This window comes from Thalassospira xiamenensis M-5 = DSM 17429 (assembly GCF_000300235.2).
Lineage (GTDB): Bacteria > Pseudomonadota > Alphaproteobacteria > Rhodospirillales > Thalassospiraceae > Thalassospira > Thalassospira xiamenensis.
Window position 1 is genome coordinate 481831 of record NZ_CP004388.1, and the last position, 12388, is coordinate 494218.

At 54.2% G+C, this 12388-nt stretch carries 12 protein-coding genes and 1 tRNA gene; 2 read left to right on the forward strand and 11 right to left on the reverse strand.

Going from position 1 to position 12388, the window contains the following annotated elements:
- Window positions 1-29 precede the first annotated feature (29 nt).
- The 3 genes from TH3_RS02220 to TH3_RS02230 form a co-directional block, all read right to left on the reverse strand.
- Window positions 30-917, reverse strand: a complete 888-nt coding sequence (locus TH3_RS02220) for a helix-turn-helix domain-containing protein (protein WP_007089026.1) — start codon at window positions 915-917, stop codon at window positions 30-32.
- 264 nt (window positions 918-1181) lie between these two features.
- Window positions 1182-1688, reverse strand: coding sequence for a disulfide bond formation protein B (locus TH3_RS02225; protein WP_007089025.1), 507 nt, complete (start codon window positions 1686-1688; stop codon window positions 1182-1184).
- A gap of 28 nt (window positions 1689-1716) precedes the next feature.
- The gene (locus tag TH3_RS02230; protein ID WP_007089024.1) at window positions 1717-2304 is read right to left on the reverse strand and encodes a YqaA family protein; all 588 of its coding nucleotides are present in this window, start codon (window positions 2302-2304) and stop codon (window positions 1717-1719) included.
- Window positions 2305-2526: 222 nt separating this feature from the next.
- On the opposite strand from TH3_RS02230, the gene TH3_RS02235 reads away from it, so the two are divergent.
- Window positions 2527-2612, forward strand: a tRNA-Leu gene (locus tag TH3_RS02235).
- A gap of 203 nt (window positions 2613-2815) precedes the next feature.
- Window positions 2816-3763, forward strand: a complete 948-nt coding sequence (locus TH3_RS02240; RefSeq protein WP_007089023.1) for a cyclase family protein — start codon at window positions 2816-2818, stop codon at window positions 3761-3763.
- Between the two features lie 101 nt (window positions 3764-3864).
- On the opposite strand, the gene TH3_RS02245 is transcribed toward TH3_RS02240, so the two are convergent.
- From TH3_RS02245 to TH3_RS02280, 8 genes are all read right to left on the reverse strand, one after another.
- Entirely contained in the window at window positions 3865-5019 is a 1155-nt protein-coding gene (locus TH3_RS02245; protein WP_007089022.1) for an iron-containing alcohol dehydrogenase, read from the reverse strand.
- A 20-nt stretch (window positions 5020-5039) separates the two neighbouring features.
- Window positions 5040-6515 (reverse strand): NAD-dependent succinate-semialdehyde dehydrogenase, encoded by a 1476-nt coding sequence (locus TH3_RS02250; RefSeq protein WP_007089021.1) that lies wholly within the window; start codon window positions 6513-6515, stop codon window positions 5040-5042.
- A gap of 15 nt (window positions 6516-6530) precedes the next feature.
- Window positions 6531-7685 carry an iron-containing alcohol dehydrogenase gene (locus TH3_RS02255; protein WP_007089020.1) on the reverse strand — a complete coding sequence of 385 codons (1155 nt, stop codon included), beginning with the start codon at window positions 7683-7685 and terminating at the stop codon, window positions 6531-6533.
- A 22-nt stretch (window positions 7686-7707) separates the two neighbouring features.
- Window positions 7708-8370, reverse strand: coding sequence for an ATP-binding cassette domain-containing protein (locus TH3_RS02260; RefSeq protein ID WP_007089019.1), 663 nt, complete (start codon window positions 8368-8370; stop codon window positions 7708-7710).
- Window positions 8367-9143, reverse strand: coding sequence for an ABC transporter ATP-binding protein (locus TH3_RS02265; RefSeq protein ID WP_007089018.1), 777 nt, complete (start codon window positions 9141-9143; stop codon window positions 8367-8369). The genes TH3_RS02260 and TH3_RS02265 overlap by 4 nt, the downstream gene beginning before the upstream one ends.
- Entirely contained in the window at window positions 9140-10087 is a 948-nt protein-coding gene (locus tag TH3_RS02270) for a branched-chain amino acid ABC transporter permease (protein WP_007089017.1), read from the reverse strand. The genes TH3_RS02265 and TH3_RS02270 overlap by 4 nt, the downstream gene beginning before the upstream one ends.
- A 1-nt stretch (window position 10088) precedes the next feature.
- The gene (locus tag TH3_RS02275; RefSeq protein ID WP_007089016.1) at window positions 10089-10988 is read right to left on the reverse strand and encodes a branched-chain amino acid ABC transporter permease; all 900 of its coding nucleotides are present in this window, start codon (window positions 10986-10988) and stop codon (window positions 10089-10091) included.
- 74 nt (window positions 10989-11062) lie between these two features.
- Window positions 11063-12376 carry an ABC transporter substrate-binding protein gene (locus TH3_RS02280; protein WP_007089015.1) on the reverse strand — a complete coding sequence of 438 codons (1314 nt, stop codon included), beginning with the start codon at window positions 12374-12376 and terminating at the stop codon, window positions 11063-11065.
- Between the last annotated feature and the right edge of the window lie 12 nt (window positions 12377-12388).

A 12388-nucleotide genomic window follows, 5' to 3' on the forward strand; every position in this document is an offset into this window, starting at 1 on the left:
CCCGTATTGAACGGATTTTGGTTTAATTTTCAGGCGGTTTGTTCGCGCCGCCATACGCCCGGTGTGGTGCCGGTGAGGCGGCGGAATACGCGGGTCAGATGGGCCTGATCGGCAAAGCCGACATGTGCCGCGACACTGGCGAGCGGTGTTGTATTGTCGCGCAGCATGGATTTGGCGCGTTCAATGCGTGCCTTCATTTGCCATTGATGGGGCGGCATGCCGGTTGTTTCGCGAAATGCCGAGCAGAAATAGGATTGTGACAAGCCGGTCAGTTCCGCCAGTTCATCAAGCCGGATAACGCGAGCGTAATTCTGTTCAATAAATTCGACTGATTTGCGCAAGTGGTGTGGGGCAAGTTTGCCGCGTTTGCGTGATGTTTCGCTTTCGGGAAGTGGTGTCAGCAACGCACTGGTAAGAGCCGTTACCAGACTCTCTCCGTACAGGTCGGGCGAGGCGATATCGCTGGCGAGGTCGTCTGCGATCATGTGCACAAGTGATCTGATCCGGGGATCGCAAAAACCGATCCGGGGCGTTTCAAGGATTGCGCGATCAATCTCGTGATCAAGATGCTTTTCAAGGCTGTTGATATCGAGATGGATATCAAGGTGACGCAACCGGCATTTTTCCCGAATTTCTGCGGAAATTTCCATTCCGGCCGGAATATATGAAAGGCATCCCTGTTCGCGACGGGAAGACTCAAAGGGGGAGTCGGGCGTTTTGACGCGGAAGTTCGATTGTCCGCTGCAATCAAGAATAGCTACCAGTCTTGGTGCACAGGAAACGTAGGTTCCCCCAGCCTTTTTTTGGCACTCGACGTTCCACAGATCGGTAATCGCAGTGTTCCAGCGGCGAAAACGCAGATCGTCCAGAAGCGAGATGCCCTCGATCCTGCTGGTCATTTGGGGATGGAATGTCATGTCCGGCATTCCGGGGATCGTCCTTGTTGTGTCCTGGCAGAGGCCGGTTGCCATCAATGCACCCGATCGTGCCTGATCAATGAATGGATAGATCGGTGGACACTATAAGAAGAATTTCATGCAAACAAGAACAATTCGCATTATCAGTCTGCAGAGAGACGGAAATGGAGCAAATTTAATCGTGCCGGATATTAATCAGCTTAGGTATTGCTCCACAAACCCGCCGGATTATTTCCTGCGGGTTTGTGGAGCAAATTAAGAGTATTACCGCTTCATCCATCGCGAAGGAGCGATAAAGCAAAGAATGGCGAGAATGGCCGAGAAGAAGACATTGACTGTCGGCATAGTGATGCCAAACAGGGCCCAGTCGATCTTGTCACAGCGGATAATCGGCTGGGCCATCAGTTGCGCTTTCAGGTCGGCGACCGATGCCGCGCCGCTGGTAAGGCCGCCACACATGGCCGGACCTTCCCACCAGAGTTCCTGAACGCCGACATGATAGATCGCAATTCCGGTACCAATGGCAAAGGCAACACCGCATAGATAAACAAGAACCCGCGAAGCACCCGGTATGCGCAGCAGCAAAAGGGCAAGAATGGCAAGGCCAGCGGCAACATAAAAAGGTACGCGTTGATAAAGGCATAACACACAGGGCAAAAGCTTCTGCACATACTGCGCATAGAAGGCAAAGCCGAGGCTTCCGGCAGAAATCAGGAAAATGGCAACAGGTGGCAGGGCTGGGGCATAATGTGCGCGGAGCAATTTGATCATCGGGTTGTTCCGTTATCGTTTTTCGGTGTTAACCGTGCGGGATCAGTTTGATGGCGGCAAATCCACCGACAAGAACCACGACAAATATGGTAAAAACGAGGCCAAGCCGCCTTTCGATAAAGTCGCGAATGACCGGGCCAAACTTCCAGATCAGGGCTGCAATAATGAAGAAGCGCAAACCACGCGCCAGAACCGATGCGACCATGAATATTGCCGGATCAAGTGCTGTCACACCCGACAGGATGGTAATGACCTTGTAGGGGAACGGGCTTATCCCGGCGATGAACACTGCCCAGGCACCCCATTCGTTATAATAATCGCGGAATATATCGAACTTGGCGCTATAGCCATAAAGCTGCAATACCGGTTGGCCGATGCTTTCAAAAAGGAAGTAGCCGATGCCATAACCGGCAATGCCGCCAAGAACAGACCCGACAAGGCAGATTAACGCATAGCGCCATGCGCGTGTTGGCGCGGCAATGATCATCGGGATCAGAAGAACGTCCGGCGGGATTGGAAAAACCGAACTTTCCACAAAGGCGATAATGAAAAGTGCAATGGCAGCGTGGCGATGGGCGGCCAGGCCAAGGGTCCAGTCATAAAGGCTGCGCAGCACGGAAACGCCCTTTGCATTTAAGACGATAAAAACAATACGGCACTATGGCCCAGGAACGGCTGATGTAACCGCATTTGGGGCCGTCTCGCAATGCCGTTTTCCCGAGAAAAGTCCGCTGCTGCCAAAGATGTAATTTTTGCGCAAAGCCCCATTGACCGGACGAAAATTACAGCTATTATCCGCCCCCACGATGGCGGGTGCGCAACGCACCCATATGTGCCTGCCCCTGTGGCGGAATTGGTAGACGCGGCAGACTCAAAATCTGTTTCTCTTTGAGAGTGGGAGTTCGATTCTCCCCGGGGGCACCATCGATTTCTCAAAATCAATCTCCAAGAAATACTCGTGGTATGCCGTGTCGTGTTTGCGGGCTGTTGCGCGCTAACCGATCATTCTAAGTTTTGAGTTGATCGGTATCCGCTCCCTTTTTCGGTGGAAATGCTGATTTGCGTCACCTTTTTGTTGGCACGACAATTGCCACTCTCTGAGTGCTTATCAACTTAGGGAGGAATAAATGCAAAAAGCAAAAATCCTGATTTCTGCATCAATAATATTGGGTGTCATCGGAGCTGCCGGCAGTGCATCGGCAGATGACAGGTTCATCTCGCGGTTTGGTCCGGATGATCAGATCGGAGCCGCAAACTATCTTTCATCAGATGTAACCCTTGCGGCAAGCAAGCTGATTTCCAAGGGAAAAGTCTACTCACTGGGTATGGAAATTTCGCGTGATACGCCTGCATTCGCACCGCGTGGTGTGGCTGTAACGGTTTTCTCGCCCGGGCAAAGTGGCAACAAGACCATCGGCAGCAATGCCGGAACCTATAATGACGACATGTTTACCGGTTGGCTCGGCGTGGGAACCCAGATTGATGGCCTTGGTCATCTTGGCGATCACCACACTTACTATAACAATAATCACGCCGAAGACATGGTCGCTGCCACCGGATTGACCAAGCTGGGTATTGAAAATGTTCCGCCAATGGCAACCCGTGGTGTGCTGCTGAACGTTGCCGCCATAAAGGGAGCCGCCCGGTTGGATGGTGGATATGTCATTACCCTGGATGATATCATGGCCGCCCAAAAGGCGGCTGGGACTGAAATCCGCAAAGGTGACGTTGTTCTGATCCATACCGGCTGGCTTGATCTGGTGGGTAAGGATAATGCGCTTTATGGCAAGACGGAACCCGGTATCGGGCTGGAAGCAGCGGAATGGCTGGCTACGCGGGGTGTGGTCGCGGTTGGCGGAGATACATGGGGCCTCGAAGCGGTTCCTCACGAGGACCCGAATGCCTTCTTCCCGGTTCATGTGAAGCTTCTGGCAGAAAACGGCGTTTATATCCTTGAAAACATCGTCACCAAGGATTTGGCAGCAGACCGCGCCCACGAGTTTCTTTTTGTTCTGGGGCAGGCAAAGTTAAAAGGCGCAGTCCAGATGATCATCAACCCGGTTGCCATTCGGTAATCCGGGATCGCCTCAATTGATTTTAAGAACCGGCGGCCAAGCGACCAAACAGGCCGCCGGTTCTTTGCCACTGTATAAATCGGAGTTCACAAGCGGCTAAATCAGAAAACGCTGCGGTAAATGGCTTCAATATCGTTTGTCATCATATCGCGCGGATTGCTCTCGATCAGGCGATGGATTTTGGTAAAAACCTCCTCGGCCATTTCAGGCAGAGAGTCTTCGGTGATCCCCAGTTCATGCAATCGTGTTTCAAGGCCGCTGGCAAGGACCATTGCCTCAATCCGGCGAACAAAGGCCTCTGCGGCATCTTCATCGGATGAGAAATCGGCATCTTCGATCAGACAGGGCGCAAGTTCGGCATAGAGTTTACTTGCGGCGGGCAGGTTGAAACGCAAAACTTGCGCCATTACCAGTGCATTGGCGTGTCCGTGCGGAATATGGAACCGTGCACCCAACGGATAAGCCAGCCCATGGACGGCTGCGACTGACGCATTGGCAAAGGCCATCCCGGCAATCAGTGAGCCCTGAAGCATTGCAGATCGGGCTTCCTTGTCGCCGGGGTTCTCGATCACCTTCATCAGGTTCTTGCCGAGCAGAGAAAGCGCGGTGATTGCCATGCCATCAGCAATCGGGTTTTTGCGTGTGCGGCTGGTATAGCCTTCGATGGCATGAACCATCGCATCAAGTCCGGTTGCAGCGGTGACTTTCTGTGGTAAGCCATAGGTCAGTTCCGCATCCAGAAGCGCGATATCGGGCATCAGTTGCGGGGTATAAACAACCTGTTTCAGATTATTGTTATCGGTGATGACCGACACCCAGGTGACTTCCGATCCGGTGCCAGCGGTTGTCGGGATCTGGATCAGGGGCAAACGGTCGCCGGTTGCCTTGTCGATCCCGTAAATACCTTCAATTGTCTGATCACTATTGGCAAGCAGCGCGACAAGTTTGGCACTATCAAGAGAACTGCCACCCCCAAGACCAACCACACCATCAGCCTGCCACTCCTTGGCACCATCAATGGCCTGCTGAACGATATTCTGGGGGGGATCAGCTTCAACATCGGAGAATATCTGAACGGCAATACCTGCCGCTTCCAACGATTTTTGCACCTGATCGGCAAAGCCAAGTGTGACAATGCCCGGATCGCAAACAACAGTGACGCGGGTTGCGCCAAGTTCTTTCATCAGGGTGCCGGTTCTGGCAATGCCGCCCGCCTCGCATACGATGCGCGGGACACTACGAAACATGAAACTCATGGTGGGCTCCTTGTTGCCGGTCAGTTGGCTTTCCCGGCAAGACCGCCGAGACACATATATTTGATTTCGACAAAATCATCGATGCCGTATTTCGATCCTTCGCGGCCGATACCGGATTCTTTCACACCGCCAAACGGGGCTGATTCTGTGGAAATGATCCCTTCATTGATGCCGACAATGCCGTATTCCAGTGCTTCGCCAACCCGCCAGATACGACCGATATCACGGGCATAGAAATAGGCCGCCAGTCCAAAGGGCGTATCATTGGCCATACGAATGGCGTCTGCCTCGTCGCGGAACCTGAACAGGGGGGCAACCGGGCCAAAAATTTCCTCGGAGAAAATCCGCATGTCGGCGGTAACACCGGTCAGGATGGTCGGGCTGAAGAAATTGCTACCCGGTTTGGCGCGTGCGCCACCCAATACTGCTTTTGCGCCACAACTGATCGCGTCATTGATAAGGGTTTCGACCTTCTCAATGGCCTTGGTATTGATCAGCGGCCCCTGGGTTACACCCTCCTCGGTGCCGGGACCGACACGCAGCCTGGCAACGGCGGCGGCAAGTTTTTCGGCGAAGGCGTCATAGACACCTTCCTGCACCAGAATGCGGTTGGCACAAACGCAAGTCTGTCCGGCATTGCGGTATTTCGATGCGATGGCACCGGCAACGGCCTCGTCAAGATCGGCATCATCAAAGACAATAAATGGCGCATTCCCACCAAGTTCCAGACTGACCTTTTTGACGGTGTCGGCGCATTGCCGCATCAGAAGCTTGCCGACCTGGGTTGAACCGGTAAAGGACAGTTTGCGCACAATCGGGTTTCCGGTCAGTTCATTGCCGATATCCGCCCCATGCGATGCGGTCACCACATTGATCACGCCATCGGGGAAACCCGCACGCTTGGCCAGTTCGGCAAGGGCAAGGGCGGTCAAAGGCGTATCTTCGGCAGGTTTGATGACAACCGTACAGCCCGCGGCAAGTGCCGGGGCACATTTGCGGGTGATCATGGCCATCGGGAAATTCCAAGGCGTGATCGCAGCAACAACGCCAATCGGTTGTTTGACCGTGATGATGCGTTTATCCGCACCGTGCGAGGGAATGACATCGCCATAAATGCGTTTACCTTCTTCGGCAAACCATTCAAGGAATGACGCGCCATAGGCCACTTCGCCACGGGCCTCGGCAAGGGGTTTTCCCTGTTCGCGAGTCATCAGCAAGGCAAGGTCTTCCTGTGCGGCCATGCACATGTCAAACCATTTGCGAAGGATGTTTGCCCGTTCCTTGGCAGTCTTTGTCCGCCATGCCGGAAGGGCGGCATTGGCGGCATCAATCGCCAGCCGGGTTTCGGATGCCCCCATATCGGGAACATCGGCAAGATGTGCGCCGGTTGCAGGATCTGTCACTGAAAAGGTTATACCATTTTCAGCCGACACCCATTTGCCATTGATATGACCAAGGGTTTGCCAAAGACCGGTATCATTGAGTTCAATCGTCATGGGGCTATCCTGCGGTTAAAGCACGGAGGCATAAATGTTGCGGGCGGCTTCAAAGGTCATCTCGCGCGGATTATTGATCAAAAGACGTTCGACCTTCATCGCGTCCGTCGCCAACATGTCGAGATCGGACTCAGACACGCCGACATCGCGCAACTGTCGGGTAAACGGCATGCGTTCGACCATGTCGGTCATGTAGCTGATAAAGCGATCACAGGCGGCATTATCATCGGCAAACCGTTCACCCGGCAGAACAGCACGGGCCAGTTCCGCATATTGCGCGTGGGCGGCATCGCGGTTGAATTTAAGAACCTCGATCAGGACAAGCGCATTACTATGACCATGCGGTACATGAAAATGCCCACCCAGCGGATAGGCCAGCGCATGAACTGCGGCGACCGGGGCATTGGCGAATGCCATGCCAGCCATCATTGATCCTTGCAACATGGCTTCGCGGGATTCGCGTGATGGTGTTGCCGATACCGCATCATCAATATGGGCGGTCATAAGCTGCATCGCGCGAATGGCCAAACCATCAGACAGCGCGTTTTTCTTGTGCTTGGTTGTATAGGCCTCTATTGCATGAACCATCGCATCAATACCGGTCATTGCCGTAATCGATGCAGGAAGACCCATCGTCAGTTTGGCATCAAGCAATGCGACATCCGGATAAAGAAGCGACGATACAACGCCCTTTTTCTCCTGGGTCGGAGTGGTAACGATGGAAATGGGAGTGACTTCAGAACCGGTGCCTGCGGTGGTTGGAACCTGAATAAGCGGTAGTCTCGGTCCTTTTGCCAGACCGATCCCATAGATCGCGTCAAGTTGCTGCGGGTTGCCACACAGCAAGGCCACCAGCTTGGCGGTATCCATTGATGATCCACCACCCAGGCCGATAATGATATCGGCCGCGAAATCCATCGCGCCCTTTATGGCATCAAGGATGGTGCTTTCAGGCGGGTCGGCTTCAACACGTGTCCACAGAAGAGTATTGATCCCGTCATCAATAAGGGCCTGATAGGGGGCATCAATCAATCCGGCTTTCTGCAGGCCGGGATCGGTGATGAGGATGGCGCGTTTTGCGCCGAACTCGTTACACAGGCTGCCCAACTGAAGTGCGCCATCAAACTCGCAGATGACGCGGGGCGTGGTTTCAAATGTAAAATCTGACATGGGGGTCCTCGCGTTGGCCGGTTCAGGCGAACTGGGTTGCTGATGGGGAAACTGTGCCGCGTTCGATGCGGTAGCTGCCTGTCACCAGATCGGCGGAATGGGTGTCATCTGACTCGGAAATCAGGACGCACAAACCGCTGCTGCCAAGGTTGGAAATGACTTCGGACAGGCGGCGTGACAGAACCGGGGCAACACCTTCGAACGGTTCATCAAGCAGCAACAACTTCCGGCCCGGCATAAGGGCGCGGCCAAGTGCGACCAGCTTTTGCTGTCCCCCTGAAAGCTGTAAGGCGCGGCGCGCCCGGAACTGCGCAATTTCCGGAAGCAGGTCATAAACCCATTCCAGACGTTCCCTGGCATCGGCAATGCCGTTGGCCCATGCAGGCAGAAGAATATTTTCCTCAACCGTAAGTGACGGGATCAGGCGGCGGTCTTCGGGCATGTAACTGATACCGCCTTTTGCCCGACCAAAATCAGCCGTTTTGCGCAGATCCTTGCCATCAAAGGTAATGGAACCATCGTCGGCCTCAAGCAATCCCATGATGGCACGCATCAATGTGGTTTTGCCTGCACCATTATGACCGATCAGACCAAACATCTGCCCGGACGGAACGGTCAGAGAAACATCACGCAGGATCGGAATGTTGCCGATTGAAACATTCAGGTTCTTGATTTCAAGCGTCATGATGCGCCATTCCCCTTTTTGTGAGTGGGACGATGGCCGGTCACGAGATCACGCACGCGTTCTTCGGCAAGAACCGCCGACGGGTTGCCGTCGGCGATGATTTCACCGCTATAGAAGGCCAGAACACGCGAAACGTAACGTTCGACCACATCCATGTCATGTTCAACAAACAGCACTGTCACACCATGCTGGCGGACGGCATTCATCACGGTGTCCATCAGGGCGGTTTTCTCATCCATGCTGACGCCACTGGTCGGTTCATCCAGCAAAAGCATCTGCGGATTGCCAATCAGGGCCATGGCGATATCCACCAGTTTGCGTGCACCTTGCGGAACTGCCGTCACCAATGAATCACGATAATTTTCGACACCGAATTCACGCAGGATGTCTTCGGCCCGTGCGATGCGTTTGTCGCTGCGAAGCGGGCTCAGGAAGCTTGGGCGTGGACTTTCGGCAGCGGCAAGGGCAACGATCAGATTGTCGATTACCGTCATTTCAGGAAATAGTTGTGCAACCTGAAATGAACGTGCCATGCCAGCACGGGTGATGGCACGTGGCGAACGGCCAAGAATAGACTTGCCGTTAAACTGTATTTCACCACGGGTCGGCTTAAGATAACCGGTCACCATATTGATGAAGGTTGTCTTGCCCGCGCCGTTGGACCCGATGACGCCAACGATTTCACCTTTGGAAATCCGGACATCAAGGTCCTTTGCGGCGATGACCGCCCCAAATTCCTTGTTTAGCGATCTGGTTTCAAGAATGACAGTCATGCACGTTCTCCTGACTTTTTCCGCGATACTAGGCTCCAGAGCCCTTTAGGCAGGAAGACGATGACACCCAAAAGGGTAAATCCGAGGATCATCTGCCAGGTATGGGGAACCAGTTCGATTGCATAGGTCCGCACGACCGAGAAAACCACGGCAGCAATGAACGGAGCGGCGACATGACCCAACCCGCCGAGAAGAGCGATAAAGATAAATTCGCCCGATGTGGTCCAATAGGCCATTTCAGGGTCGACATGCCCGGTGGCCAGGGCAGTCAATCCACCGCCAAGTGAGGAAACTGCAGCGGCACAGACATAGTTGCCGTACAGCAGCCAGCGCGGCGAGAGACCAAGATATTCAACGCGGACTTCGTTTTCGCGAACGGCTTCGCAGATCACGCCGATCCCGGCCTTGGTATAACGGTGGATCAGAACGGCAATGACCAGACCTGCCAGAACGGTCAGGGTGAAGACAGTAAGCTGACTGCCTTCGCCGCCTTCTGGTGCCCAGCCAAAGACGGTCCAGTTATGCACGTTAAATCCGTCCGTACTGCCCAGTTCAGGGCTTTTGACAAGGATGCCGAACAGGATCATCGAAAATGCCAGCGACAGCATCGCAAAGAAGATGTCCCGATATCGGGTCAGCAACAGCCCCAGCAACATGGCAACCGCAATTGCCACCAGCATGCCAAGGGCCAGGGCAGCAATTGCATCATGGATGCCAAAGAACTGGCCACCCATGCCGACGGTATATCCACCAATGCAGTAAAATAGGCCCTGGCCAAACGATACCAGGCCGGAGCGCATCTGCATGACAACGCCTTGCACAACGAGGGCTTTGGCAAAGGCGATGGTCAAAAGGAAGATCAGCCAGCCGGGCGATACAAACCCGAACAGCACGCAGGCAATCGCAATTGCAGCAAGCGAGATCTCAGTTTTATCGAAGCGCATGTCAGATTTTCCTCGCCAAAGTACGGCCAAAAAGGCCTTCGGGGCGGAACGCCAGAACCAGCGACATCACGCCGTAAATGACGAAAAGTTCGAATTCAGGGGCATAATGAACGGCAGCGGCGCGGCTCAATCCAACCAGAAGGGCACCAACCGCGGCACCGCCGATGCTGCCAAGTCCACCAATCACGACCACGGCAAAGGCCAGAACGATGACTTCAATCCCGATACCCGGCACAACCGAGATGGCAGGTGCGGTCAGCGCACCGGCAAGTGCACCAAGGATGGTACCGATGACAAAGGTGATGGTGAACATGAGGCGGACATTAACGCCCATCGCCACCGCGATCTCGCGGTCATGGATCACCGCGCGCAATACCTTGCCGGTATTGGTGCGTTCGAGCAGTCCCCACAAAACAAGGCCAATGACGGCCGAAACCCCGACCAGTGACAGGTCGTAATTCGAAACCTTAAGCAGTCCAAAAGACGTTCGGCCGAGTTCGGAATAGGGCTGATAGGCGAAATACGGATTGACCCCCCAGACGATTTTCATCGTGTCTTCAAGGATAAGCAAAAGCGCATAGGTAATGATCACCATCAGGATTTCGTCGCGGCCGTACATCAGGCGCAGCAATCCGCGTTCAAGGATCACGCCGACAATCAGTCCGGCAACCAGTGCCGCACCAATCAGCAAAAGATAACTGATCCAGGCCGGGCCGATACCGTTGTTGAAATACCAGCCAACAAGGGATGCTGCCGAATAGGCGCCAATGGCATAGAAGCTGCCGTGCGCCATGTTCAGGATGCGCATCACCCCATAAATCACGGTCAGGCCAGCGGCCACGAGAAACAGCCACGATGCATAGATCGAGCCATCAATCAGGACGGCAAGAAGACTTGTCATCACAAATATCCAGTGTGCAGGGAAAAGGGCGGGCATCCCGCAAAAGAGATGCCCGCATCGCAGGAAGATTGCGTTTAGTTACACTGAGCGCCCGGGAAGCCCTGGGCAATCCAGTCTGCGGCAGAAACGCCTTCTGGCGGAGTTACGCATTCGCCTGAGAATGAAACGGTATTGACGATGGACGCCTTGCCGTCTTCATAGTGGTATTCGCCATAGGTGATGCCCTGCATCGCCTGATGACCATTGCCGCGCGCCATTTCGACAGTACCCGAAACGGATTCAAAGGTTGCCCCCTTGAGGCCCGTCGCAAGCTGATCTGCGGTCGGGATTTCCTTGTCGGCAAGGCCTGCATTTTCAGCGGCAAATTTCAGGCCGAGGATCGCTTGTGCCATCTTGGTTGCCGGGTAAACCGGATCAAGATCATAGGCGGCGTTATAAGCACCCTTGAACCAGGTGTTCAGGGCGTTGTCCGGCGCAAATGCACCGAACGGACCGCGCGCACCAATGATCATGCCATTTGGTGCCTGATCTTTATAGGTGGCAAGGCTCGCTTCACCGCAGGTTAGCAAACCGGTGGCGTCTTCAAGAAGGCCACGGGCATTTGCCTGAAGAACCAGGGCTTCCATGTCGCCACCCCAGAAGGAGCTGTGGACGATTTCCGGACGTTTGACCGACAGGGCAGAGATTTCTGCGCCATACTGGCCCTGATAGATTTTTGGGAACTGTTCTTCGACGATTTCTGATTCCGGCAGCAGTTTTGCCGCTGCAGCCGTAAAGTCAGCCCAGCTGTCCTGACCCCAGGAATAGTTCTGCTGAATACCTGACAGACGGGTTACGTCCGGACGGGTTGCTTTGAGATAGCGAACGGCACCGATATTGTCGACCGATGCATCAAGGCCGGTACGGAACATATATTGTGCATCGGGGTTATCCGCAAACAGGCGGGGAGTGCCGCAATCATACGCAATAGTGAAGGTTTTCAGTTCTTCTGCTACAGGAGCAACTGCGAGGCAATCACCCGAAGACACATAGCCGATCACGGCATCAACTTTTTGGCGCTGGACAAGGTTGCGGTATTCTTCAACCTGCTTGGTTGCACCACCAGCCTCATCAATAATAACTGCTTCGATTTCCGCCCCATTGATGCCAAGCTTGTTATAAGGTGCCGGTACCTCTCCCTTGTTAAGCGCTTCGACAAGAATTTTGGCGGCATTCGCAGAAGGAACGCCAAACGGACCAGCAGCCGGGCCAGACAGGAAGGTGACGATGCCGACGCGGAATTTGCCGTTTTCGGCAGCCGATGCAGCTGATGCAAGGCCGACCGTCAAGGCAAGGGCAGCGACGCCCGAAACCAGATAATTGCTGAAAGTTGTTTTATTATTCTTCACTTTTTTCCTCCC

What these genes read in the sequence shown, in the direction of transcription:
- TH3_RS02220 (WP_007089026.1), bottom strand. Translation starts at nt 917, where the DNA reads ATGACATTCCATCCCCAAATGACCAGCAGGATCGAGGGCATCTCGCTT.
- TH3_RS02225 (WP_007089025.1), bottom strand. Translation starts at nt 1,688, where the DNA reads ATGATCAAATTGCTCCGCGCACATTATGCCCCAGCCCTGCCACCTGTT.
- TH3_RS02240 (WP_007089023.1), top strand. Translation starts at nt 2,816, where the DNA reads ATGCAAAAAGCAAAAATCCTGATTTCTGCATCAATAATATTGGGTGTC.
- TH3_RS02245 (WP_007089022.1), bottom strand. Translation starts at nt 5,019, where the DNA reads ATGAGTTTCATGTTTCGTAGTGTCCCGCGCATCGTATGCGAGGCGGGC.
- TH3_RS02250 (WP_007089021.1), bottom strand. Translation starts at nt 6,515, where the DNA reads ATGACGATTGAACTCAATGATACCGGTCTTTGGCAAACCCTTGGTCAT.
- TH3_RS02255 (WP_007089020.1), bottom strand. Translation starts at nt 7,685, where the DNA reads ATGTCAGATTTTACATTTGAAACCACGCCCCGCGTCATCTGCGAGTTT.
- TH3_RS02260 (WP_007089019.1), bottom strand. Translation starts at nt 8,370, where the DNA reads ATGACGCTTGAAATCAAGAACCTGAATGTTTCAATCGGCAACATTCCG.
- TH3_RS02265 (WP_007089018.1), bottom strand. Translation starts at nt 9,143, where the DNA reads ATGACTGTCATTCTTGAAACCAGATCGCTAAACAAGGAATTTGGGGCG.
- TH3_RS02270 (WP_007089017.1), bottom strand. Translation starts at nt 10,087, where the DNA reads ATGCGCTTCGATAAAACTGAGATCTCGCTTGCTGCAATTGCGATTGCC.
- TH3_RS02275 (WP_007089016.1), bottom strand. Translation starts at nt 10,988, where the DNA reads ATGACAAGTCTTCTTGCCGTCCTGATTGATGGCTCGATCTATGCATCG.